Here is a 22275-nt window from a genome sequence, read left to right as displayed (position 1 = left end):
CGTTCGCGGCGGTAGGCAGTAGGCAGTAGGCAGTAGGCAGTAGGCAGTAGGCAGTAGGCAGTAGGCGAAGATGGTGTGAAACAGGAACAACAGCAAGTCGGGTTCCGATGGCGTGTCCCGACTGCCGATTGCCTATTGCCTACTACCGACCTGCCCTCGATGGCGCAGGTAATGGTCGGCAATGGCGCAGGCGACCATCGCTTCGCCGATCGGAACGGCGCGGATACCGACGCAAGGGTCGTGCCGCCCCTTGGTGACGACGTCAACGTGCTTGCCATCCCGGTCGATGGACTTTCGCGGATTGAGGATCGAGGAAGTCGGCTTGACGGCAAAGCGCGCGACGATCGGCTGACCGGTCGAAATGCCGCCAAGGATGCCGCCGGCATTGTTGGAGAGGAAAACCGGCTTGCCGTCATTGCCCATGCGCATTTCGTCAGCATTCTGCTCGCCGGTGATGCGCGCAGCTTCGAAACCGTTGCCGATCTCGACGCCCTTGACGGCATTGATCGACATCAGGTTCGACGCGATGTCCTGGTCGAGCTTGGCATAGATGGGCGCGCCCAACCCTGCCGGCACACCGTCGGCGACGATCTCGATCACCGCACCAGCGGATGAGCCTGCCTTGCGAATGCCGTCGAGATAGGCCGCGAACACAGGGACCGATTGCGGGTCCGGCGTGAAGAACGGATTTTCGGCATCGCCGATGAAATTCCAGTTCCAGTTGGCGCGGTCGATTTCCTTCTCGCCCATCGAAATCAGCGCGCCACGCACGGCGAGGCCTGGCACCACCTTGCGGGCAAGCGCACCGGCAGCGACGCGGGCCGCGGTTTCGCGTGCCGAGGATCGGCCACCGCCACGATGGTCACGAATGCCATATTTGACCTCATAGGCATAGTCCGCATGCCCCGGCCGATACTGGCGGGCGATCTCGCCATAGTCCTTAGAGCGCTGGTCGACATTCTCGATCAGCATCGACACCGGCGTGCCGGTGGTGATCATGGTGACGCCGTCCTCTTCGAGGACAAAGCCGGACAGCACCTTGACCTCATCCGGTTCGCGGCGCTGGGTCACGAAGCGCGACTGGCCCGGACGACGGCGGTCGAGTTCGGCCTGGATGTCTTCGCGGGTGAAGCGGATGCCTGGCGGGCAGCCATCAACCACGCAGCCCAGCGCGGGCCCGTGGCTTTCACCCCAGGTGGTGACCCGGAAAAGATGGCCGAAGGTGTTGTGCGACATCGGTAGCAGCCCTCGCGCGGGCCTGACCCCGGCATGGCCTGCCTTCTATTAGCGTTTTTCACGGTGGTCAAACGGCGGGGCGCAGGCTCGATTTGCGCAACTTTCCACAGCTGCGCCACCGACTGGATATAAATGAATAACTAGTTATATAAATTGTTATACAAAAAGATTGGAGCCGTGCGATGGTTGACGATGTCGTTCGAGAATTGGGCTACCTCACGCTCGGCAGCCGCTTCAGGCGGATTGGCGAGCGTCTCCAGTCGGAAGTGCAACGGGTGCTGGATGAGATGGAGCTGCCGATACAGAGCAGCCAATTCCCTGCCCTTGCCGCCGTCGACCGGCTTGGTCCTCTGACTGTCGGCGACCTGGCTGAGGCCATCGGCATCACCCAGCCCGGCGTCACACGCATCGTGACACAGTTGAGCGAAAGCGGACTGCTCGATGTCCGGCAGTCCTCAGAAGACCAGCGGCGCCGGCTCATCAGCCTGACGGACAAGGGACGTCAGCTTGTTGAAACCTCGAAACGCGATCTCTGGCCCCGCATCGATGCCGCCGTGGCGGAAATCTGTGCCGATCTGACCGGCCCACTGCTCGAGCAACTGACCGCCATCGAGTGCGATCTCGAGGCAACCCCACTTCACCACCGTGTCGCAAGGCAACTTCATGACCAGCCATCCGCTTGATCGCCCGATCTGGAACGCCCTCACCACGCGCCATGCCCACCTGTCGGAGGGTGGCCCGCAGGCAAAATGCTATCAGCCATCCGTCGCCACCTTTGCCGCGACACATGATGACTCTCCCACCGCCCTGCGGGCACTCGCAGATCTGTCTTTTGATGGACGGAGCCTGCTTTTTCTTCAAGCCGATGCCGTCGTCGTACCGCGCGGCATGGTGGCCGTGTCCAGCGCGGTCGCGGTGCAGATGACCGCCAACCGGCCGCTGCAGATCGAACAGGGTGACCGGATCGAACCTCTCGGCGAGTTCGACATCCCTGCGATGCAGGCACTGGCGGAGCTTACCAAACCCGGCCCCTTCACGGCACGTGCGCTCGAACTGGGGGCATTCTGGGGTGTGAAGGAGAATGGCCGGTTGCTCGCCATGGCTGGCGAGCGCATGAAACCGCAAGGCTTCACCGAGATCAGCGGCGTGTGCTCACATCCGGATGCCCGCGGCCGCGGCCTTGCCAAACGACTGTCGATGGTGGTGGCCAGCCGCATCATCGAACGCGGCGAAGAGCCTTTCCTACACGCCTATGCAACGAACACGGTCGCGATCGCGCTCTATGAATCCATTGGATTTTCAGTGCGCTCGGAGATGCATGTCGCCGTCCTGCAGCGCGAACCAAACTGATCAAGGAGCTGTCTTCACAGAAAGGTCACAGCTTGTTGTCCACCGCTGGTGACTTAGGTTTGACACATTCGACTGGTTTTTGTTTGCTTCCGTCGCCGCACGCGGCCGCCGCACGGGAACGGCGCACAACAACAAACAATGAGGACCATCAATGCGTACCCTGTTCGGCGCCCTTGCCGCCACCGTGCTTGTCGTGACAGCCGCATTTGCTGGCCAAGCCGAAGGCAAAATCAAGAAGGTCGACCGGGAGACGCTGACGCTGACGCTGGATGACGGCAAGGCCTACAAGCTGAATGCCGAAATGGACCTCGAAGCGCTGAAGCCCGGCACCGATGTCGTCATCGCCTATGACGTCACCAATGGCGAAAACGTCATCACCGATATGGAACTGCCGCAGTAGGGCAAACCTGCGGCACCGGCCATTACAGCGGATCCGTGCTCTTGATCTGGCTTGCCACCACCGTCCTGTTGCGACCTGCGGCTTTTGCCTGAAGCAAAGCCGCATCCGCGCGTGTAACAAGCGTTTCGATCGAGCCACTTTGCGGAGCTGCCGCAACACCGATGGACGTCGACACCGTGCCAAGGACCCGACCGGTATGGGAGAGCGTGGCGCCGCCGATCTTGTGCCGCAGCACATCCGCAAGCTCTGCGGCCCGCTGTTCGTCGAGCCCGGGCAAGAGCACGGTGAACTCCTCACCGCCGAAACGGTAGGCGTTGCCGGCCGCTCCCACCGTTTCCCGCAAGGTCTGCCCGACATGCTGCATGACCAGGTCTCCGGCATCGTGCCCGAACTCGTCATTGAAGCGCTTGAAATGATCGATATCGACCATCAGGCAAGCCAGTTGCTCGCCCTTGCGCTCCTGCCGGTGCTGCTGCAGCGTCTCGTCGAGGAAACGACGGTTAAACAGACCGGTGAGCGGGTCGCGCACGGCAAGCTCGATCAGCTTCTCCCGCAATTGCAGATTTGCGATCGCCAGGCCGACATTTTCCGCGATCAGTTCAAGATAAAGCCTGGCGCCGCCCAGCCCGAGCGCTTTCTCTCCACGCTCTTCCGTGTAGAGAAGGCCGATCATATCCCCCTGGGCCGTCAACGGCATACAGAGTGCCGTCGGGCCTGACACGTCGAGATGCCGGCAGGGAACGTCAGAACCATTCGCGCCGCTTTCGTGGGCGCGGCCACGGCGAAGCCCCCAGCAGGCTGAGGCAGGGAACGCCACCAACGAACGTTGGGGCTCGAGCCATACTCCGGCGCGTGCGAGGGACGTCTTGCTGTCGTTCAGGATGTACAAGCCACCGGCGAGATCGGGGAATATCTCAGGCGTGAAGCGAACCACGACCTCGGCAAGCTCTGCCTGGTTCTGGCATGCCTGCACCCGGTGCATCATCTGCAGGATCATGTCCTTGGTGCGCTGATCGGCTCTTCGCTCGGCATCCAGCCGCTCCCGCTCGATCAGATTCGTGCGGAATATCTCGATCGCCTCATTCATCTCACCGATCTCGTCGGCGCGGCGGTCGACCGGCACCTCGACCGTATAGTCCTGTTTGGCGAGCCGACTGACGATCCCGGTCATCTGCATCAGTGGCTTCACCACCCTGCGCCTCAGGACGAAGTAGAGCACGGCAACAAACAATGCGCCGGTGGCCGCGAGCATGATCTTGGCGACAAGGCTCCACCAGTCGCTCCGGTCGCGAGCCGCTTCGAGCTGAGCTCCCGTACGCGCCGCCGTCAGGTCGCGAAAATGGGCAACAGTCTGGAGAAGCGCCTTCTGCACCCGTTCGTAGTCTGCACCGAACAAGCCTTCCTGGGCAGCGACCTTGTCTCCGCGTTGAAAAGCCTCGATCGCGGCCAATTCAATCTTGTCCAGTGCCTCCGCATCCCGAATGACCGCCTTCAGCGCTTCCGCCTCACCCGACGCAAGCCCCTTGGCAGCCAGCCTGGTTGCCACGGCCTCCTCGTCGCGTTCCAATTTCTCCTGGGCGCGGAAGGCCTCCAGGAAGCGCCCGTCCCCGCGCATAACGTAGAGACGCACATCGTCGCTTCCAGCTTCGGCGCCGAGCGCCAGTTCCTCGGCGAGCGTATCGAGCGTCAGATGTTCCTCGACGGCGACGCGCTCATCGAGCGCGCTGCGCGAAGACATGATGAACGCAGCGCCCGAAAACGCCGTCAGGGCAACGGTGATGCCGTACGCCCAGTTCGTAATGGAGGTGATTCTCATCCGCTTACTCTGCCAGCCGCCTTTGAAGGACGATTAAGGAGAAGCCGTCATTTTGCGTCGCAACGCAATCGAACCGCAGGCGATGTCGGCGCTTTCCCGCCTAAAGCCATTCCAGACGACGGCCCTGCATCTTCAGAACGCGGTCCTGCGGGATCTCCAACGAGGCCGCTTCGTCCTTCGATGCTCCCGCAACCATGCGGAACAGGCAGCGTATGACGCCGCCATGCGTGACGCAGACGGTATCACGCTGCATCGCCTGGAACACCGGCTGGATACGGGACAGCAGCGCCTGATAGCTCTCAGCGCCCAAACCCGGCGGAGTGAAGTCCCATTTGTCCTCGCCACGCGCGCGGCTCGCACCCGGGTAGCGGGTTTCGAGTTCGGGATAGGTAAAGCCCTGCCAGTCACCGAAGTTGAGCTCGACAAGCCGCTCGTCGGTCCGATAGCCGGCGGGATCCAGTTCCATGGCCGAGCGCAGCAACTCCATCGTCTCGCGCGTACGCAGCATCGGGCTGGAGACGTAGTCGAAATCGGCCTTGGCAGCACCGATCAAGCCGGCGAGCCTGCACCCGTTCTCCGATGCCTGGCGACGGCCGAGCTCGTTGAGATCCGTATCCGCCTGCCCTTGCAAGCGATGCTCGGCATTCCAGTCGGTCTGGCCGTGGCGCACGACATAGATAAGCGCAGACATGGTGCGCGAACGACCTCCGGTACGATGCTGGAATGCCGGGCAGGAGCCTCAGTCTTTGACAACCGAGATATCCGGCGCGTCGACGGCCTTCATGCCGACGACGTGGTAACCCGAATCGACATGATGAATTTCGCCAGTAACGCCGCGCGACAGGTCCGACAGGAAGTAGAGACCCGAATCGCCGACTTCTTCCGGCGTCACCGTGCGCTTCAGCGGCGCATTGTACTCGTTCCACTTCAGGATGTAGCGGAAGTCGCCGATGCCGGAAGCAGCGAGCGTCTTGATCGGGCCGGCCGAAATGGCGTTGACGCGGATACCCTTGGCACCGAGGTCGACGGCCAGATAACGCACTGAGGCTTCAAGCGCTGCCTTGGCGACACCCATGACATTGTAGTGCGGCATCACCTTTTCGGCGCCATAGTAGGTCAGCGTCAGCATCGAACCACCATTGGTCATCATTGGCTCGGCACGCTTGGCGATGGTGGTGAAGGAGAACACCGAGATGTCCATGGTGCGCAGGAAGTTGTCGCGCGTGGTCTCGACATAACGACCGGTCAACTCTTCCTTGTCGGAGAAGGCGATGGCGTGAACCACGAAATCAAGCCGGTCCCACAGCTTGCTGACGTTTTCGAACACCGTGTCCAGGCTCTCCGGGTCGGTGACGTCGCAATGGCCGACGACATGAGCGCCAAGTTCTTCTGCCAGAGGCTCGACGCGCTTCTTGAACGCCTCGCCCTGATAGGTCAGCGCAATCTCGGCGCCATGGTCCACACAAGCCTTGGCAATGCCATAGGCAATCGAACGGTTGTTGGCGACGCCGAGAATAAGCCCGCGCTTGCCGGCCATCAGGCCCTGTCCACCCACCATATGAGCGCTCTCCGCATACTGATCCGCTTTGAACTGCCCTATCGCACAGGCGCTTGATGCCTTCAAGCGATGATAGACAGACGGCGCGGTGCCCAACCGGCCGCCCCTCGCCGCAGCCACGGCTGCGGGTTTCAGAAAAGCCGGCGGTAGACCAGGAAGCCGGAACGCTCCGCGACATGGTCGTAAAGCCGCATCGCCGTCAGATTGGTTTCGTGGGTCTGCCAGTATACCCGCTGCGAGCCCGCCTCGCGGGCACGGTCGTAGACGCCTTCGATCAGTGCCTTGCCGATCCCCTTGCCGCGCGCTTCCTGCGACGTGAACAAATCCTGCAGGTAGCAGTTCGGTTCGATGGCCGTGGTCGAGCGATGGAAAAGATAGTGAGTCAGGCCGAGCAAGCGGTCACCGCTTTCAGCGACCAGCGCGTGCACCGGCTCGTAGGCGTCGAAAAACCGTGACCAGGTCATTTGGGTAATAGCGTCGGCAAGCGCGGTGGGCCCGGACCGGCCGTAGAAGGCGTTGTAGCCCTGCCAAAGTGGCAACCAACGGTCGAAGTCCTGACGAATGACCGGGCGAACGATGATTTCAGAAGACATGGAGGCAGCCGCTGGTGTGAATGACAGCGGCATTGCTATCGGACGAAACGGCTGCGGCAATGGATCGCCTGACCCAATCTTTTGGGCCAGGCGAAGGCGTTCGGGCTGCTCAGCCCTGCTTCCTGACCAGCGCTTCCAGTTCCGGATCGCCACCTTCCGGCAGCATGATACGGACATGGGCATAAAGGTCGGCATGACCGCCGGCCTTTTCGGGCAGCCCGCGTCCCTTGACGCGCAGCACCTTGTCGGAGCTCGACCAGGCCGGTACCGCAAGCGCGATGCGGCCAGTCGGGGTCTCGACCGCCACCTTGGCGCCGGTCACCGCATCATGCAGCGATACCGGCAGATCGACGTGCAGATCGCGGCCCTCGATGCGGTAGCGGGCATGGCGGCGGAACCTGATCTTGACCAGCACATCACCGGGCTGGCCATAACCCTGTTCGCCCTGCCCCTTGAGACGGATGGTCTGGCCGTCCTCGACATAGGCCGGCAGTTTCACCGCCACCTTGCGACCGTCCGGGAACATCGCGGTCACCTTTTCGGCGCTCGCGGCTTCCTCGATCGTGACATCCAGCGTCACGTTGATGTCGCCCCCGGCCGGCGCCTGCCTGCGGCGGTCGCCACCACCGGCACCAGCACGCTGCTGGCTGAAGGCATCGCCAAAAATCTGGCTGAAGATATCGCCAGCCCCTTCACCAAAGGGACTGCCGCCGCCGGAGCGGAATTCGAAATTCGATGCGCCAGGTCCTTGCTGGCGGCGGAAGCCAGCGAAAGGATCGCCACCTGCGGCATTCTCGAAGCCCTGGAACCGCGGCTTGCCGTCGGCACCGATCTCGCCTCGATCGAAGGCCGCGCGGGCCTTCTCGTCACCAAGAATCTCATAGGCCTGGTTGGCTGCAGAGAAGCGATCCTTGGCCTTGGGGTCGTTCGGGTTCTGGTCCGGGTGGTGCTTCTTGGCGAGTTTCCGAAACGCCGACTTGATGTCCTTGGACGAAGCGTTCCTGGCAACTCCCAGCACCTCATAGGGGTCGCGCATCAATCCTGCTCATTGAACGGGGTGAATTCAGAGTTATGTCCTATATGCGCCTTGATAGGAAGAAATTCCAGTAGTGACCCGGAAAATCAAAGCGCCTTGAAATCCTGGGTTTGCCAAGCGCCGGCTGGCGTCATGCAGATGGCCCCCTTGTACATGGTGACGCCGTCATAGCTCTCGCGTGAGACGTCGAACTGGCGGCAGCGTCCCCTGGTGGCGTCGCCGGTCTCGGCCAGCGCGGTGATGGTGCCGCGCGAGCCGGTTGCGGAGTTGGCCCAGGGAACAGCCTGGTTCGCCAATCCCTGCAGATCGGCGGAAGACGCGGCATTGCGGATCGTCGCCTCGTCGGAAGCCATGCCGGCATCGCCAGGAGTGGTTGCGCTCGGTGAAATCGAACCGGTGACGATGGAACGATCGACCTCGGCCTTTTCCAGGCTGAAGCCACCGGCGCCGCAGCCGGCGAGGAGAAGCAGCGCGCAAGGTGCCGCCGCCCTGAGACAGGACGAAAGGAAAGTGCCCACTGGCCGGCTGTCAAAAATGTGCGCGATGCGCGACAATCGGCAAATCCTCGGCCAGTTCACATCGGAAAAACTATGAACGAGACAGTCTTAACAACAAGTGACTTTACGGAGAGCGCGGAGCCTTTCCGGCTGTTCGCTGCCTGGCTGGACGATGCTTCCAAATCCGAGCCCAACGACCCCAACGGCGTGGCATTGGCAACCGTCGACGCCGACGGCATGCCGGACGTGCGCATGGTGCTGCTCAAGGGGTTCGACGATCATGGATTTGTTTTCTACACCAACTTCGAAAGCGCCAAGGGCCGTGAGATCCTGGGCAGCATGAAGGCAGCGATGTGCTTCCACTGGAAGTCGTTGCGCCGCCAGGTGCGCGTGCGCGGGCCGGTCGAAATCGTTTCCGACGCGGAGGCTGATGCCTACTATGCGTCGCGTCCGCGCGGCAGCCGGATTGGCGCCTGGGCTTCGAAGCAGTCACGCCCCCTGGAAAGCCGATTCGCACTGGAGAAGGCGGTCGCTGAGTACACGGCCCGCTATGCCATAGGAGACATTCCGCGCCCCAAGCACTGGTCCGGGTTCCGCATCCTGCCGCAGACGATCGAGTTCTGGCATGATCGCCCGTTCCGGCTGCACGACCGCATCGTGTTCAGCCGCAATGCCCACGGCGGCTGGGACAAGAGCCGCCTCTATCCGTGATCTAATCGACGGCAGCCCATTGCGCATGCAGCCGCCTGCCACCACATCCGCACGGACTGGGGTGTCAGGAGAAACGAATGCTGCGTTTGCTGCTCGGAGGGCTGCTCGTGATCACCACACAATTTGGAGCCAAGGCACAAGAAAAGTCCCCCATCCCACCAGACCCTGAAATCCGCCGTATCCTTGAACAACGCATCGATGTTGAAAAACAGAGCCTGGGCATCGTCATTGGCGTTGTTGACGGCAACGGCCGCCGGACAATCGCCCATGGCCGTTTCGGCGCCAGCGATGCCCGCACGGTCGACGGCAATACGATTTTCGAGATCGGTTCCATTTCCAAGGTCTTCACGGCATTGGCTTTGGCCGACATGGTCAAGAAAGGCGAAGTCTCGCTCGATGATCCGGTGGCGAAGTACCTGCCTACCGGCGTGACGATGCCGGAGCGAGGCGGCAAGAGGATCACTTTCCAGGACCTTGCAACACACCTGTCCGGCCTGCCGCGGCTGCCGGACAATCTCGCGCCGAAAGACCAGGACGACCCCTATGCGGATTACACGGTCGAACAGCTCTATGCTTTCCTGTCGGGGTACAAGCTGCCGCGCGATATCGGCAGCGAATTCGAATATTCCAACCTAGGCTTCGGCCTGCTTGGCCATACGCTGGCCTTGCGCGCCGGCACCGACTATGCGGGGCTGATAGCAGACCGGATCAGCAAGCCTCTCGGCATGGACAGCACGGCGGTCACGCTTCCGTCGGCTCTGCAGGCACGGCTCACGCCCGGCCATGACCAGTCCCTGCAAAGCGTTCCGGCCTGGCAATTGCCGACACTCGGCGGCGCCGGCGCCCTGCGCTCCAGCACAAACGACATGCTGATCTTCCTGGAAGCGGCGATGGGCAAGCGGGAAACGCCGCTGCAAGCCGCATTTGCGCTGAGCGAGACGACACGACGCAACCTTGGCGGCGAAGGTGCTGCCCAAATGGGCCTCGGCTGGATGATCACCAAGGTCGGCGACGACGAGATGATCTGGCACAATGGCGGCACCGGTGGCCATCGCTCCTTCATCGGCTTCCTGGTCAAGGCGAAAGTCGGCGTCGTGGCATTGTCCAATACATCGACTGAAATTGGCGTCGACGATATCGGCCGCCATCTGCTCGACCCGACCGCCAAGCTCGCGGAGGCGCCTAAGGTCAGGCTGGCCGTGACCGTCGATCCCGCCGTCTACGATCGTTACATCGGGCGCTATCAACTGGCGCCGAATTTCATCCTGACGATCAGGCGTGACGGTGACCGGTTGATGGTGCAAGCGACCGGCCAGCCCGAGATCGAGGTCTTTCCTGAAAGCGAACGTGCGTTCTTCTACAAGGTTGTCGACGCCCAGATAAGCTTCGAGGCGGGCAGCGACGGCAAGGCCAAACGCCTGACTTTGCACCAGAACGGCGCCGATATGCCGGCAGAGCGGATCGAATAGGTCCTGTTCGCACAACACGGATCGTGTAGGATTTGCCGGTCACATCCTCAAAGGAAGACCGGCAATGATCTTGTTCCTGGCATTCCTGGGCGTGTCGTTCATCGTCATCGCCACGCCCGGGCCGGATACCGCGATCACAATCCGCAACAGCTTGCTCGGCGGCCGTGCCGCCGGGCTCATGACAGCGCTGGGCATCGCCTGTGGACAGGCGATCTGGGCGCTTGCGACAAGCGCCGGTGCAGTCACCCTGCTGACGGCCTCCGAGCCTATCTTCATGGCCGTGAAATATGCAGGCGCGGCATATCTGGTTTTTCTCGGCATCCAGGCATTGCGCGAGGCGCTGTGGCCGACCGCCGACAACCTCGTCGATACCTTGCATCAGCCCCAGTTGCGGCTGTCCGGGCTTTCCGCTTTCCGGCAAGGCATCATCAGCGATCTCGGCAATCCGAAGATGGCGGTGTTCTTCGCCAGCCTGTTGCCGCAATTCGTACCTACCGCCGGCGCCACGTTCGCCGCCCTGCTCTCCCTGGGCATCGTCTTCTCGGTCATGACCTTTGCCTGGCTCGCCCTCTATGCGGCGTTCATTGCCAAAGCAGGCGACTTCCTGCGCCGACCCCAGATACGGCGAACGGTCGAAGGCCTGACCGGAACGTTGTTGATCGGGCTGGGTATCCGCATAGCCGTGGAGCAGCGCTAATCCCCTCAGACAAGCAAAACGCCGTTTATCCAGACATTACAAATATTTAATGCAGCCGTTCAGGTTCGGTTCACACCTCGGCTGCGAAGCTTCTCGCATCCGAAGTTTCTAACCGAACGAGGAATGTGATGAAAAAGCTGATTTCCACCCTTTGCGCGGTTGCGACCGTGTTCACCGCTTTTGCCACTTCGGCAACGCCTGGCCAGGCGGCTCCGATGCAAAGGCCTACCGTCGAAACGAACAGCGACATCCTGCAGGTGCAGAACCGGCGCGGCTTCTATCGCGACGGCGACCGCTACTATTACAACGGCCATCGCGGCTATCGTGATGCACGGCCAGGCTGGAAACGCCACAACGGCATGTGGTTCCCGCCGGCGGCTTTCATCGCCGGCGCCATCATCGGCGGTGCGATCGCCAACCAGGGGCGCCCCGCCTATCGTCCGGCCTATCCGGCACGGTTGAGCAACGCGCATGTGCGCTGGTGCTACGACCGCTATCGCTCCTATCGCGTGTCGGACAATACCTTCCAGCCCAACTACGGGCCGCGCCAGCAGTGCATCTCGCCCTATCGGTGAGGGATATGACCTGATGTAAACGCGTCGGCCCGAAATCCGACTGGATTGCGGGCCGGCGCGTTGTTGCAGCTAACCCGCCTTCTTGCGGTTCATGAAGGCCACAAAGGCGGCGCGAGCCTCGTCCGACTTCAGGCGCTCGCCGAAGTGCCGGCCCTCTTCCTCAATGCGTGCGACGACTTCCTCGCGCGAACCCAGCATCAGGTCCCGGGCGATCTTCAGCGCCTGCGGCGGCTTGGCCGCGATCTCTTCGGCCTTGGCAAGCACGGCCGCTTCCAGCGTATCTTCACCGACGATGGCATAGATCAGCCCAGCCGCCTTGGCGCGCTCCGCTGAGAAGCCTTCCCCCAGCCCAAGCAGAGCGAATGCATCCTGGCGCCCGATAATGCGTGGCACGAGCAGGCTGGATGCCGCCTCGGGCACAAGGCCGAGATCGACAAACGGCGTGCGGAAGATGGTCCTTGGCGTGGCGAAGGTCAGGTCACAGTGCAGATTGAGCGTGGTGCCGATGCCGACGGCGATGCCGTCGACACCCGACAGCAGCGGCTTTTGCGACCGTGCCAGCGCCAGCAGAAAATCCCACACCTCGCGGCCACCCTCTCCGCCGGTAGCGACAGCCAGGAAATCGGCCAGGTCATTGCCGGACGAGAATGCGCCCGGCAGGCCAAAGAAGACGGTCGCGCGCACTTGCGGATCGGCATCCGCTTCGCCCAGCGCCGCAGCCATCGCCGCATACATGGCGCGGGTCAGCGCATTCTTCTTGTCGGCCCGGTTCATGCGGATGATCTGAACCGCGCCCTGGCGCTCGACTACGATGTGATGCGTCACGATTGTCTTCCTTGTTGTGAAATGGTCAGGCCGAGATCAACGCCTTGCCGGCTTCCACCAGGCTTTCGGCGCCGCCAAGCACGCGTTCCTTCAGCGTTGTGGTCTCGCCCAGCATGTTTTCGGCATAGAAACGGCACAGCGATTGACGCTGCTCGGCGGCCAGCGCGCCACGTGCCAGATAGGCACCGCCCGCGGCGAGCGAAATCAGCCTGAGATATGGCGTTGCCCCGGCAAGGGCGGTCTCCTGGCTGCCGTCCGCCAAGCGTGCCTGCAGGAACTGCGTGACTTCCACGAGGTCAGCCAGCGCGCGGTCAAGCAAGTCCGCCGTGCGGCCAAAACCAGGACGGTTCGAAGCGCGAACATCGGCAGCCACCGCCTTCAGCTCATCGATATAGCCGTACACATGCTGGCCGCCGCCCAGCGGCAGCTTTCGCGTCACCAGGTCGATTGCCTGGATGCCGTTGGTGCCCTCGTAGATCGGCGCAATGCGCGCGTCGCGATAATAGGCGGCCGCGCCTGTCTCTTCGATAAAACCCATGCCACCATGGATCTGCACGCCAAGCGACGCCACATCGACGCCGGCATCCGTCGAGAAAGCCTTGGCCAGCGGGGTCAGCAGATTGGCACGGTCGCGCCAGTGGCCAGCGGCGTCGCCCTCTGAAATATGCGCCATGTCGAGTGCATGTGCGCAGGAATAGCTGATCGAACGCGCGATCTCGGTCAGCGCCTTCATGGTGAGGAGGTTGCGTTGCACATCGGCATGGTGAACGATGGGCGCCATGCCGTTGCCGGCATAGCTAGCTGCCTTGCCCTGCCGGCGTTCGTTCGCATAGGCCAGCGCCTTCTGATAGGCCGCCTCTGCCACCGCCACCCCCTGCATGCCGACGGCCAGACGGGCGTTGTTCATCATCGTGAACATGCAGGTGAGGCCCTTGTTTTCCTCGCCGATCAGCCAGCCGATCGCACCAGGCGCGACGCCACCGAAACCGTCACCATAGATCATCGTACATGTCGGGGAGGCGTGAATGCCGAGCTTGTGCTCGATGCCGGAACAAAACACGTCGTTGCGGGCGCCGAGCGACCCGTCTTCATTGACCAGGAATTTGGGCACCAGGAACAGCGAGATGCCGCGCGTGCCGGCTGGAGCGTCAGGCAGGCGCGCCAGCACCAGATGCACGATGTTGTCGGTGAAATCATGCTCGCCATAGGTGATGAAGATCTTCTGGCCGAACAGGCGATAGGTGCCATCCCCGGCTGGTTCGGCGCGCGTGCGCAGGGCCGCGAGATCAGACCCAGCCTGCGGCTCGGTCAGGTTCATGGTGCCCATCCATTCGCCCGATACCAGCTTGGCCAGGTATTTTGCCTTGAGCTCGTCTGAGGCGTGCTTGTGCAACGCTTCGACCGCCCCCATGGTGAGCGTCGGGCCAATGCCGAAGGCCATGGCGGCCGAGTTCCACATCTCAAGTGCCGCGACACCCAGCATGGTTGGCAGCGCCTGGCCGCCAAACTCCTCGGGTGCGGACAGACCGTTCCAGCCGCCTTCGATCCAGCGACGGTAAACATCCTTCCACCCCGCCGGCATGGTCACGGCGGCGTCTTTCAGGATCGCGCCAGTCTCGTCGCCGATCTTGTAGAGCGGTGCCACTTCGTCGGTGGCGAAACGGCCCGCTTCTTCCAGCACGGCATCGACCAGATCCTCACCAAGTTCGCCAAACGACCCGGCATCGAGAGCGGGTTTCAACCCTGCGACATGTTTCAAGGTAAAGGCGATATCCGCGACCGGTGCCCGATACATGCCGTCTCCTCCTCTGATGGCGCGCGATCCTGCCGCGCGCCTACGTTGCGACGCAACAGTGCTATGGTGCAATGCCGCCCACCGACATACTTTTACGTAAACGTCAAATTTTGTCACGCGGATTCTGTGAAGGTTTCAATGGCCACCTATAGCTGCAAAGATCGATGGTGGCGGCCCTGGATCTGGAGCCAATCGCACCATGCGCGGATCTCATTCGTGCAGCAGGGCGACCTTGCCGAAATGAGATCCGCTTTCCAGGTAGCGAATCGCGGCAGCAACCTCGGTCCACATGAACGTCCTGTCGATCACAGGTTTCAGGTCAAGGGCCTCGATGGCGCGAACCATCGCCTCAAAGGATTCACGCGATCCGACCGGAATGCCGCGGACCTGGACCTGCTTCCTGAATATATCGAGCGGGTTGATCGTTCCAACGGTACCGCCAAGATAGCCGATCACGTTGATCTGCCCGCAGCGCGCTGATGCTTTCAGCGACTGTTCGAAGCTACCCGGCCCTCCAACCTCGATGACATGGTCGATGCCGCGCCCGTCCGTCAGTTTCAGGACAACGTCGGCCCATTCGGGATTTTGCCGGTAGTTGACGCCGGCAAAGGCACCCATCGCCAGCGCACGCTGCAGTTTTTCGTCGCTGCTGGACGTGACAATGACCCGTGCTCCATTCGCCTTGGCGAACAGCAAGGCAAAGAGTGAAACGCCGCCGGTGCCCTGAATCAGGACCGTGTCACCGGCCTTCACGGTCCCCAGCGTGACAAGCGCATGCCATGCGGTCACCGCCGCGCAAGGCAAGGTCGCGGCTTCGACATCGCTGAGGTTCTTCGGCGCCAGCACCGCAGCCTGTTCGTCGAGCACCGCATAGTCCGCCAGCAAGCCGTCGATCGGGCCGCCCCGCTGATAGGCCGGCTCGGCCATTCGGAAGGAGCCGCCAGCCCAGCGCTGCCAGAAGGTCGAGCAGACGCGGTCCCCGATCTTGAAACGCGTTACCTCATCGCCGATCGCGACCACCTCGCCGACGCCATCCGACAGCGGCACAAGCGGCAAGGTAAAGTCGGTATGATAGCTGCCGTTGACGATCTCGACATCGCGATAGTTGAGAGCCATGGCACGCACACTGATCAGGATTTCCTGGCGGCGTGGCACCGGCACCGCGCGATCGACGATACGAAGGTTTTCCACGCCTGGCCTGTCCTGCAACACAATCGCTTTCATGAGCGGTATCTCCAGTTTTGACACCGCCAGAATGACCTTGCGCCGGATCGCCTTCAAATTCATAATAAGCAGAATGATTATGTTCATGCTGCATGATTGAAGAACTGCGCACCTTCGTGCTGTTTGCCGAGGAAGGCTCGATCCAGAAGGTCGCGCGGCGGCTGCCGCTGACACAGCCCGCTGTCAGCCGCCAGATCCAGCGGCTGGAGCAGGCGCTGGGTGTCCAGCTTCTCGACCGCAGGCAGAAACCGCCGACACTGACGCCAACAGGCCAGGATGTGCTGGCGCGAAGCCGTGAGATCCTGGACGGCTTCACCAGACTGAAAGCCATCGCGGCCACGCCGGAACCGGATGGGGTGTTCCGCCTCGGCCTCGTCAACGGTCTCGCCCATCACAGCCTGGCGGAACGCGTCGCAACCGTCATTGCCCGCTTTCCGCATGTGTCGCTGCGTCTCAAATCGGGCTGGAGCGCCGACCTCGCCGAGCAGCATCGCCTCGGCCTGCTCGACGCGGCAATCCTGCTGTCCGACAAATCGCTTTTCTATCAGGCGGAGCCCATCGGTGAGGAAGAACTGGTCACGATTGGCTCGCGCGAACTGATCGCGAGAGGAATTCAGCAAAACGGCTGGATACTGAGCCCCGAACCCTGCGACGCACGTCGGCGCCTTGCCAGCCGCCTTGCCGAACAGAACCGTCCCCTGCTCCTCACCGCAGAGATCGAGGATGCCGGCCTGCAGATGGGACTGGTGCGGCAGGGATTTGGGCTGGGGCTTTTTCCGAAGCGCCTGCTCGACCAGACAAAACCGCAAGGCGTCGAACAGGTCGATGTCGCAGTTGGCGGACTGAAACTTGACGTGCTGATGGTGTGCTCGCCGCATCTCGGCCCGATGACGAAGGTCGCGGACGGTCTGGCCGCTGAAATCCGCGCGTTCATTGCAGGTTGAGAGCGCAACTCGTTAGCCAATACACCGTGCGAAAACCGTTCATTAACCATGGCCGTTCAGGATCGACGGTCAGTGAGCGGAGTACGCCCTTGACTGGCCGCACGCGACAATTCTTCCGCATGGCGACGCTGGCAGCAGGCCTGGCGATGGCGACGGGCGCGGTCATGGCTTCCGACTTTTCCGAACCTTGGAAAAAGGAAGACCGTGCACTGGTCATCGACGCTTATGAATACAACCCCATCGACTGGAACGCGCTGGCCTCCGACAAGCGCATCGTCGGCTTCATCAACAAGGCTTCGGACGGCATGCCGCCGCCCTACTCCTGTACCGGCACCGAGACCGAGCAGCGGTTGTGCAAAGCGCTCTGGCGCCGGCATGCCGTGGCGCGCGAACTGTTCCAGACACGCAAGGTGGTGGCAAAGGCACTGGGGCTGGAGTGGGGCGCCTATCACCTCGCCCGCCCGGGCAACCCGGTCGAACAGGCCGACAATTTTATCGATTTCGCCGAACCCGGCCCCGATGACCTACTCGCCCTGGACATCGAGGACAACGACCCCGACAAATGGATGTCGCTGGAGGACGCCGAAGAGTTCGTGCGGCAAGTCCACCGCCGCGTCGGCCGTTTTCCTATCCTCTACACCAATGAGGTCACCGCCAGCCACATCGCCACCAACCGCTATCGCTACCGCCTGCTCTCCCGGCTGCCACTCTGGTATGCGCGCTACAAGCCGGAGGTCGGCGCCAGTTTCCCGAAAGGTCACTGGAACGGCTATGCGCTTTGGCAGTTCGCCGCGCAGGCCAATTGCGGGCGCCTCTCCTGCCCCTATCGCGCGGCCGGCACACCCAACGACATCGACGTCAATGTCGCGCCGATGGACGCGGCCGAATTACGCAACCAATGGCCATTCGGCGCCCTGATCGACGTGCCGGCCGACTATCTGGCAAGCGTGCCAGTGCCGCTGTCGCGAGAGGCCGGCATGCGTGGGGAACGTCTCACCTATGCGGCCGTAGCAGCGCCGCCGACACTGGATGAGCTCGGCGCGGCGCTGCGGGCGCGCCTGGTCGCGCTGCGCAATGCATTCCGTCGCCCACCGCTGCTGGTGGCGAAACAGATGCGCGGCATCGCCGCGTACGTCGCCGCTGTCAGGCATAGAACCCAGGCTGTGCTGGTATCGCAAGATACGCCACCGACCGGCGTCGATCCGATCGCGACAGGCTCGATCAAGCCGGCCAAGGCCGCGACCACTCCTGCGGAGCGCTGATCTTCGAAGCGTCAACGGCGAGCGGAAGTGTGCACCACCTCGCCGTCTTCCTTGACGAAATCGCCAATGTCGGGATTGGCGAGGATTTCGAGAACCCGCTCAGAAGGCCGGGCCAACACCGCACCCTTTTCCGTCACCACGATCGGCCGGTTGATGAGGATCGGATAGTCCATCATGAAATTGAGGATGTCTTCCTCGCTGAAATGCGGATCATAGAGCCGCAGTTCCGCATAGGGCGTGTCCTTCTGGCGCAACAGCTGTTTCGGCGTCATGCCCATCAGGCGCAACAGTTCCACCAGTCTGGCGCGCGACGGCGGTGTCTTCAGATATTCAATGATCTCGGGCTCCTCGCCGGAAGCACGGATCATGGCCAGTGCGTTGCGCGAAGTGCCGCAGGCCGGATTGTGGTAGATGGTGACGCTCATCGTCCCACTTCGCGCTCGACAGCGCGCCAGCCGATGTCACGGCGGCAGAACCCCTGCGGCCAGTCAATGCGATCGACGGCGGCATAGGCGCGCTGCTGCGCCTCGGCGACGGTACGGCCGGTGGCCGAGACGTTGAGCACACGGCCGCCATTGGCAACCAAAGCGCCGGCGTTGACCGCGGTGCCGGCATGGAAGACTTCCGCACCTTCGGCCCGCGCCGCATCGATGCCGCGGATCACCGAACCCTTTTCGGGCGTGCCGGGATAGCCCGAGGCAGCCATAACCACCGTAAGCGCCACCTCATCCCGCCAACGCACCGACATATGCGCAAGCTGGCCATCGGCGGCGGCATTCAGCAGGACGAGCAGGTCGTCTTTCAACCGCATCATCAGCACCTGGCATTCCGGATCGCCGAAGCGGGTGTTGTACTCGATCAGCCGCGGCCCCTGGTCGGTGATCATCAGCCCTGCAAACAGCACACCGGCGAAGGGCGACCCGAGTTCGGCCATGCCGCGCATGGTCGGCTCGATGATCTCGCGCATGGTACGTTCGACCATATCGGGTGTCATCACCGGCGCCGGCGAATAAGCGCCCATGCCACCGGTGTTGGGACCGACGTCCCCATCGCCGACACGCTTGTGATCCTGTGCCGTGCCGAAAGGCAGCGCCGTCGTGCCATCACACAGGCAGAAGAAGCTCGCCTCCTCGCCAGTCATGAATTCCTCGACCACGACTTCAGCGCCGGCGCTGCCGAACGAACCATCGAAACAGGCATTCAGCGCATCCAGCGCCTCGGGCAAAGTCATGGCGACCGTGACACCCTTGCCGGCCGCAAGCCCGTCGGCCTTGATGACGATCGGCGCACCGACCTTTTCAACATAGGCGCGCGCAGCCGCCAGATTGTCGAAGCGCCCGTAAGCGGCGGTCGGGATGTTGAAGCGGGCGCACAGATCCTTGGTGAAGCCTTTTGAGCCCTCCAAACGCGCCGCCGCCTTGGAGGGTCCGAAGACACGGATGCCCGCAGCACGCAAATCGTCGGCGATTCCGGCCACCAGCGGCGCTTCCGGACCGACGACGACGAGATCGATCTTCATGTCACGGCAAAAGGCAGCCACGGCTTCGTGATTGCCGACATCGAGCGCAACCAGCTCGGCCTGTTCGGCAATGCCCGGATTGCCGGGCGCGGCGTAGAGCCTGGTCAGCAGCGGCGAGGCGGCGAGTTTCCAGGCCAGCGCGTGTTCGCGTCCGCCGGAACCGAGGAGAAGAACGTTCATGTCGGCAACCTCGCCCATCCGTGTAGCCCGCTCTGGCTATTGGCGATGACGCGGCAGGTCAAGGCGCGATCATCCATATCAACCGCTACGGCATTGTAGGCCGGCGGCTGGCTGACTATCTGCCCCCAAAGCCCCTTCGTTTTGCTGCATGATCTTTCAATTCCCGGAGGAGCCATGCACAGAAGGATTTGTTCATGCCCGTCACCATCGAACGTGCCGATCCCCTCCTCTTCGACGCCGCTGGCCAAGCCGACTTCAGCTTCGAGGTTGATGCCTATCTCGAACCGGCCTTCGGCACACCGGTCGCCGAATGGCAGCGGATCGCCACCGAACCCTACGTGAAGAGCTACAACAAGTCGGATGAAGGCGACGAGGAATGGGACGACAACAGCGCACTGTTTGTCGCCTTGCTGGATGGCGCGCCTATCGGCCGGCTTTCCGCCACCCGTAACTGGAACGGTTACGGCCTGCTCGACCATTTCGGCGTGGACCGCCCGCATCGCGCCGGCGGCATCGGTATCCGCCTGTTCGACCATGCCAAAAGCTGGGCGCGGGAGCAGCGTTTGCCAGGGCTTTCGCTGGAAACGCAGAACAACAACCTGACCGCATGCCGTTTCTACGAGAGGCAGGGCTTTCAGCTCGGTGGGATCGACCGGTTTTTCTATCGCGGACTCCACCCCGGCACCCGCGAGATTGCGCTGTTTTGGTATCTGCCGTTCGAGCGCCAACCCTAGCGATACAGGTCTTCGAGACATCATGTCTGCTTGACGCCCGCGCCGTGGCCTGCCACTCCACGGCGATGGAAACCATACAGTCGAAATCGGCCCAGGGACGTGTCGCCGACGCGCCGAGCGGGCACTGGGTCTATCGCGTGCTACCGCGCTGGCTGTGGCCCTACGCGCAGCTTGCGCGCTGGGACCGGCCGATCGGCTGGCAGTTGCTGCTGTGGCCCTGCTGGTGGTCGGCGGCACTTGCCGCCAGCGCCTATGCGCGGCCGGAAGACAGCATGCTTTCGCTGCTTCCGCTGCCGTCGACGCTGATCCTGTTCCTGCTCGGCGCCGTCGCCATGCGTGGCGCCGGCTGCACCTATAACGACCTCGTCGACCAGGACATCGACAACCAGGTGGAGCGCACCCGTTCGCGGCCGCTGCCGTCCGGCAAGGTCAGCCGCAAACAGGCCTGGACTTTCCTGATCCTGCAGGCACTCGTCGGACTGCTGGTGCTCGTCCAGTTCAACGGCTTCGCCATCCTGCTCGGCATCTGCTCGCTGGCCGTGGTGGCGATCTATCCGTTCCTGAAGCGCTTTACCAACTGGCCGCAGTTCGGGCTCGGCCTTGCCTTTTCATGGGGGGCATTGATGGGCTGGGCAAGCGAGTTCGCCGATCTCGATGCCCCGGCCTTCCTGCTCTACATCGGCTCGATCCTATGGGTGATCGGCTATGACACCATCTACGCCCACCAGGACAAGGAAGACGACGCCATCGTCGGCGTGCGCTCGACCGCGCGCCTGTTCGGTGAAAACACCAAGTCGTGGCTGGCCGGGCTCTATGCCGGTGCATTGATGTGTTTCGCCGTAGCGTTCGCCTCGGCTCAAGTGCCGGTCGTGGCGCTGGCCGGCCTGATTGCTGCCGGCGCGCATATGGCAAGGCAGATCGTAACGCTGGACATCGACAATCCGGAGCAGTGTCTCAAGCTGTTCCGCTCGAACAACCAGGTCGGCTGGCTGATCTTCATCGGCTTGATCGGCGGAGCGGTATGGGTGGCGGTGAAGCCTATGCTCTAGAGCAATTCCAGGAAAAGTGCGCAGCGGTTTTCCGTCCGGAATTGCGTAAAAACAAAGAGCCAGAGCGGATCCGACAAAGGTATTCCGCTGCAACTGCAAAAGGTCAGCAACCATCGTGCCGCTGACCTTTGTTTCGATAATGTATTCCGAACAATGCGCTATTCGCGCGCGATGATCTCCTCACCGCCGATGACCAGCCGAAGGCCCAGATTGCCGGTACGGCGGCGTGCCAGGAAGCGCGGACGGCGGGTCGTGGAGATGCGGCCCTTGCGGCGCGCCCGTGGCGGCTGCGTCTTGATTGCGGCGCCCAGCGACTCCTCAAGCGTGCGTGCAACACCGTCTGCCTCGATCAGCAGCATCGGCAGGCCGAAAGCTTCGGCCCAGGCGCGCCAGTCGGCAGCGATATCATCGAGATCGTCGGCAACCAGCAGCGGCACCGAGAGCAGCGCGTCCGTATGCAGCAGTTCCAGCGTCACCGTGACATTGCCGTCCTCATCTTCCATGGCGCGCGCGGCAACGCCACGAAAAGCCTTGGCCGGCAGGGCGATCACGACGGGCATGCCGCTCATCTGCAGCTTGCGCCGCATGATGGCCCCTCGCCGATCAATGGTGAGCGTGATGTCGCCGGCGTCGTCGCGGGCGGCGTAGCTCACCACCTGCGGCAGGCGAAAAGGGTCGAGGCGCATATTGCGCCCAGCCCAGACTGGCTTCAGTCCGGTGTTCATGGATGCCTTCCTGTCTCTCCTGAGAGCCGGGTATCCCGGTCATCTCCGTGCGGGTTTTCCCGCCTCGTTATGGGGAGAGA

24 protein-coding genes are annotated in these 22275 nt (G+C 62.5%); 11 read left to right on the top strand and 13 right to left on the bottom strand.

Features of this window, described 5'->3' with window-relative positions; all coding sequences use genetic code 11:
* Positions 1 to 132: 132 nt before the first annotated feature.
* Positions 133 to 1236, bottom strand: a complete 1104-nt coding sequence (aroC, locus tag AC3WTO_RS02520; protein WP_492459105.1) for a chorismate synthase — start codon at positions 1234 to 1236, stop codon at positions 133 to 135.
* Between the two features lie 182 nt (positions 1237 to 1418).
* Between aroC and AC3WTO_RS02515 the strand changes: the two genes are divergently transcribed.
* From AC3WTO_RS02515 to AC3WTO_RS02505, 3 genes are all read left to right on the top strand, one after another.
* The gene (locus tag AC3WTO_RS02515) at positions 1419 to 1919 is read left to right on the top strand and encodes a MarR family winged helix-turn-helix transcriptional regulator (RefSeq protein WP_492459104.1); all 501 of its coding nucleotides are present in this window, start codon (positions 1419 to 1421) and stop codon (positions 1917 to 1919) included.
* Positions 1900 to 2586 (top strand): GNAT family N-acetyltransferase, encoded by a 687-nt coding sequence (locus AC3WTO_RS02510; RefSeq protein WP_492459103.1) that lies wholly within the window; start codon positions 1900 to 1902, stop codon positions 2584 to 2586. Before AC3WTO_RS02515 ends, AC3WTO_RS02510 begins: the two co-directional genes overlap by 20 nt.
* A 151-nt stretch (positions 2587 to 2737) precedes the next feature.
* Positions 2738 to 2986 carry a DUF1344 domain-containing protein gene (locus AC3WTO_RS02505; protein WP_492459102.1) on the top strand — a complete coding sequence of 83 codons (249 nt, stop codon included), beginning with the start codon at positions 2738 to 2740 and terminating at the stop codon, positions 2984 to 2986.
* Between the two features lie 22 nt (positions 2987 to 3008).
* On the opposite strand, the gene AC3WTO_RS02500 is transcribed toward AC3WTO_RS02505, so the two are convergent.
* From AC3WTO_RS02500 to AC3WTO_RS02475, 6 genes are all read right to left on the bottom strand, one after another.
* Entirely contained in the window at positions 3009 to 4802 is a 1794-nt protein-coding gene (locus AC3WTO_RS02500) for a diguanylate cyclase (protein WP_492459101.1), read from the bottom strand.
* A 100-nt stretch (positions 4803 to 4902) separates the two neighbouring features.
* Positions 4903 to 5493, bottom strand: coding sequence for a histidine phosphatase family protein (locus tag AC3WTO_RS02495; RefSeq protein ID WP_492459100.1), 591 nt, complete (start codon positions 5491 to 5493; stop codon positions 4903 to 4905).
* 48 nt (positions 5494 to 5541) lie between these two features.
* Positions 5542 to 6360 carry an enoyl-ACP reductase FabI gene (gene fabI / locus AC3WTO_RS02490; RefSeq protein ID WP_492459099.1) on the bottom strand — a complete coding sequence of 273 codons (819 nt, stop codon included), beginning with the start codon at positions 6358 to 6360 and terminating at the stop codon, positions 5542 to 5544.
* Positions 6361 to 6491: 131 nt separating this feature from the next.
* Complete coding sequence (locus AC3WTO_RS02485; RefSeq protein ID WP_492459098.1) at positions 6492 to 6953, bottom strand: GNAT family N-acetyltransferase; 462 nt, start codon at positions 6951 to 6953, stop codon at positions 6492 to 6494.
* Between the two features lie 109 nt (positions 6954 to 7062).
* The gene (locus AC3WTO_RS02480; protein ID WP_492459097.1) at positions 7063 to 7989 is read right to left on the bottom strand and encodes a DnaJ C-terminal domain-containing protein; all 927 of its coding nucleotides are present in this window, start codon (positions 7987 to 7989) and stop codon (positions 7063 to 7065) included.
* Between the two features lie 86 nt (positions 7990 to 8075).
* The gene (locus AC3WTO_RS02475) at positions 8076 to 8543 is read right to left on the bottom strand and encodes an RT0821/Lpp0805 family surface protein (RefSeq protein ID WP_492459096.1); all 468 of its coding nucleotides are present in this window, start codon (positions 8541 to 8543) and stop codon (positions 8076 to 8078) included.
* Positions 8544 to 8579: 36 nt separating this feature from the next.
* On the opposite strand from AC3WTO_RS02475, the gene pdxH reads away from it, so the two are divergent.
* The 4 genes from pdxH to AC3WTO_RS02455 all read left to right on the top strand — a co-directional run bounded on the left by pdxH (position 8580) and on the right by AC3WTO_RS02455 (position 11938).
* Positions 8580 to 9197, top strand: a complete 618-nt coding sequence (gene pdxH / locus AC3WTO_RS02470; RefSeq protein ID WP_492459095.1) for a pyridoxamine 5'-phosphate oxidase — start codon at positions 8580 to 8582, stop codon at positions 9195 to 9197.
* 77 nt (positions 9198 to 9274) lie between these two features.
* Positions 9275 to 10666, top strand: coding sequence for a serine hydrolase (locus AC3WTO_RS02465; protein ID WP_492459094.1), 1392 nt, complete (start codon positions 9275 to 9277; stop codon positions 10664 to 10666).
* A 64-nt stretch (positions 10667 to 10730) separates the two neighbouring features.
* Entirely contained in the window at positions 10731 to 11363 is a 633-nt protein-coding gene (locus AC3WTO_RS02460) for a LysE family translocator (protein WP_492459093.1), read from the top strand.
* A gap of 128 nt (positions 11364 to 11491) precedes the next feature.
* Entirely contained in the window at positions 11492 to 11938 is a 447-nt protein-coding gene (locus tag AC3WTO_RS02455) for a BA14K family protein (protein ID WP_492459091.1), read from the top strand.
* Positions 11939 to 12007: 69 nt separating this feature from the next.
* Here AC3WTO_RS02455 and AC3WTO_RS02450 read toward each other — a convergent pair whose 3' ends face one another.
* The 3 genes from AC3WTO_RS02450 to AC3WTO_RS02440 form a co-directional block, all read right to left on the bottom strand.
* Complete coding sequence (locus AC3WTO_RS02450; protein ID WP_492459090.1) at positions 12008 to 12763, bottom strand: crotonase/enoyl-CoA hydratase family protein; 756 nt, start codon at positions 12761 to 12763, stop codon at positions 12008 to 12010.
* 25 nt (positions 12764 to 12788) lie between these two features.
* Complete coding sequence (locus tag AC3WTO_RS02445) at positions 12789 to 14558, bottom strand: acyl-CoA dehydrogenase family protein (RefSeq protein ID WP_492459089.1); 1770 nt, start codon at positions 14556 to 14558, stop codon at positions 12789 to 12791.
* Between the two features lie 210 nt (positions 14559 to 14768).
* Positions 14769 to 15782: a zinc-dependent alcohol dehydrogenase family protein gene (locus AC3WTO_RS02440; RefSeq protein WP_492459088.1), complete on the bottom strand. Its 1014-nt coding sequence runs from the start codon at positions 15780 to 15782 to the stop codon at positions 14769 to 14771.
* 92 nt (positions 15783 to 15874) lie between these two features.
* Here AC3WTO_RS02440 and AC3WTO_RS02435 point away from each other — a divergent pair, with 92 nt between their 5' ends.
* On the top strand, positions 15875 to 16726 hold the full coding sequence (locus AC3WTO_RS02435) for a LysR family transcriptional regulator (RefSeq protein WP_492459086.1): 852 nt from the start codon (positions 15875 to 15877) through the stop codon (positions 16724 to 16726).
* 119 nt (positions 16727 to 16845) lie between these two features.
* Complete coding sequence (locus AC3WTO_RS02430; protein WP_492460019.1) at positions 16846 to 17988, top strand: glycoside hydrolase family 25 protein; 1143 nt, start codon at positions 16846 to 16848, stop codon at positions 17986 to 17988.
* 11 nt (positions 17989 to 17999) lie between these two features.
* Here AC3WTO_RS02430 and arsC read toward each other — a convergent pair whose 3' ends face one another.
* Together arsC and purD are read right to left on the bottom strand one after the other, a co-directional pair.
* Positions 18000 to 18413, bottom strand: a complete 414-nt coding sequence (gene arsC / locus AC3WTO_RS02425) for an arsenate reductase (glutaredoxin) (RefSeq protein ID WP_492459085.1) — start codon at positions 18411 to 18413, stop codon at positions 18000 to 18002.
* The gene (gene purD / locus AC3WTO_RS02420) at positions 18410 to 19687 is read right to left on the bottom strand and encodes a phosphoribosylamine--glycine ligase (protein WP_492459084.1); all 1278 of its coding nucleotides are present in this window, start codon (positions 19685 to 19687) and stop codon (positions 18410 to 18412) included. Before purD ends, arsC begins: the two co-directional genes overlap by 4 nt.
* A 194-nt stretch (positions 19688 to 19881) precedes the next feature.
* Here purD and AC3WTO_RS02415 point away from each other — a divergent pair, with 194 nt between their 5' ends.
* Positions 19882 to 20421: a GNAT family N-acetyltransferase gene (locus AC3WTO_RS02415; protein WP_492459083.1), complete on the top strand. Its 540-nt coding sequence runs from the start codon at positions 19882 to 19884 to the stop codon at positions 20419 to 20421.
* Between the two features lie 65 nt (positions 20422 to 20486).
* Positions 20487 to 21470, top strand: coding sequence for a 4-hydroxybenzoate octaprenyltransferase (gene ubiA, locus AC3WTO_RS02410; RefSeq protein WP_492460018.1), 984 nt, complete (start codon positions 20487 to 20489; stop codon positions 21468 to 21470).
* A gap of 158 nt (positions 21471 to 21628) precedes the next feature.
* On the opposite strand, the gene AC3WTO_RS02405 is transcribed toward ubiA, so the two are convergent.
* Complete coding sequence (locus AC3WTO_RS02405) at positions 21629 to 22195, bottom strand: DUF6101 family protein (RefSeq protein ID WP_492459082.1); 567 nt, start codon at positions 22193 to 22195, stop codon at positions 21629 to 21631.
* Positions 22196 to 22275 lie beyond the last annotated feature (80 nt).

It is taken from the genome of Mesorhizobium sp. EU05-FHT14A09, assembly GCF_058790995.1.
Note: the sequence above shows the minus strand (reverse complement) of the source record. Positions and strands in the feature narration are given on the sequence as shown.

Coding starts and splice junctions, on each gene's coding strand:
- aroC (WP_492459105.1), bottom strand. CDS start 1,236: ATGTCGCACAACACCTTCGGCCATCTTTTCCGGGTCACCACCTGGGGT.
- AC3WTO_RS02515 (WP_492459104.1), top strand. CDS start 1,419: ATGGTTGACGATGTCGTTCGAGAATTGGGCTACCTCACGCTCGGCAGC.
- AC3WTO_RS02510 (WP_492459103.1), top strand. CDS start 1,900: ATGACCAGCCATCCGCTTGATCGCCCGATCTGGAACGCCCTCACCACG.
- AC3WTO_RS02505 (WP_492459102.1), top strand. CDS start 2,738: ATGCGTACCCTGTTCGGCGCCCTTGCCGCCACCGTGCTTGTCGTGACA.
- AC3WTO_RS02500 (WP_492459101.1), bottom strand. CDS start 4,802: ATGAGAATCACCTCCATTACGAACTGGGCGTACGGCATCACCGTTGCC.
- AC3WTO_RS02495 (WP_492459100.1), bottom strand. CDS start 5,493: ATGTCTGCGCTTATCTATGTCGTGCGCCACGGCCAGACCGACTGGAAT.
- fabI (WP_492459099.1), bottom strand. CDS start 6,360: ATGGTGGGTGGACAGGGCCTGATGGCCGGCAAGCGCGGGCTTATTCTC.
- AC3WTO_RS02485 (WP_492459098.1), bottom strand. CDS start 6,953: ATGTCTTCTGAAATCATCGTTCGCCCGGTCATTCGTCAGGACTTCGAC.
- AC3WTO_RS02480 (WP_492459097.1), bottom strand. CDS start 7,989: ATGCGCGACCCCTATGAGGTGCTGGGAGTTGCCAGGAACGCTTCGTCC.
- pdxH (WP_492459095.1), top strand. CDS start 8,580: ATGAACGAGACAGTCTTAACAACAAGTGACTTTACGGAGAGCGCGGAG.
- AC3WTO_RS02465 (WP_492459094.1), top strand. CDS start 9,275: ATGCTGCGTTTGCTGCTCGGAGGGCTGCTCGTGATCACCACACAATTT.
- AC3WTO_RS02460 (WP_492459093.1), top strand. CDS start 10,731: ATGATCTTGTTCCTGGCATTCCTGGGCGTGTCGTTCATCGTCATCGCC.
- AC3WTO_RS02455 (WP_492459091.1), top strand. CDS start 11,492: ATGAAAAAGCTGATTTCCACCCTTTGCGCGGTTGCGACCGTGTTCACC.
- AC3WTO_RS02445 (WP_492459089.1), bottom strand. CDS start 14,558: ATGTATCGGGCACCGGTCGCGGATATCGCCTTTACCTTGAAACATGTC.
- AC3WTO_RS02440 (WP_492459088.1), bottom strand. CDS start 15,782: ATGAAAGCGATTGTGTTGCAGGACAGGCCAGGCGTGGAAAACCTTCGT.
- AC3WTO_RS02435 (WP_492459086.1), top strand. CDS start 15,875: ATGATTGAAGAACTGCGCACCTTCGTGCTGTTTGCCGAGGAAGGCTCG.
- AC3WTO_RS02430 (WP_492460019.1), top strand. CDS start 16,846: ATGGCGACGCTGGCAGCAGGCCTGGCGATGGCGACGGGCGCGGTCATG.
- arsC (WP_492459085.1), bottom strand. CDS start 18,413: ATGAGCGTCACCATCTACCACAATCCGGCCTGCGGCACTTCGCGCAAC.
- purD (WP_492459084.1), bottom strand. CDS start 19,687: ATGAACGTTCTTCTCCTCGGTTCCGGCGGACGCGAACACGCGCTGGCC.
- AC3WTO_RS02415 (WP_492459083.1), top strand. CDS start 19,882: ATGCCCGTCACCATCGAACGTGCCGATCCCCTCCTCTTCGACGCCGCT.
- ubiA (WP_492460018.1), top strand. CDS start 20,487: ATGGAAACCATACAGTCGAAATCGGCCCAGGGACGTGTCGCCGACGCG.
- AC3WTO_RS02405 (WP_492459082.1), bottom strand. CDS start 22,195: ATGAACACCGGACTGAAGCCAGTCTGGGCTGGGCGCAATATGCGCCTC.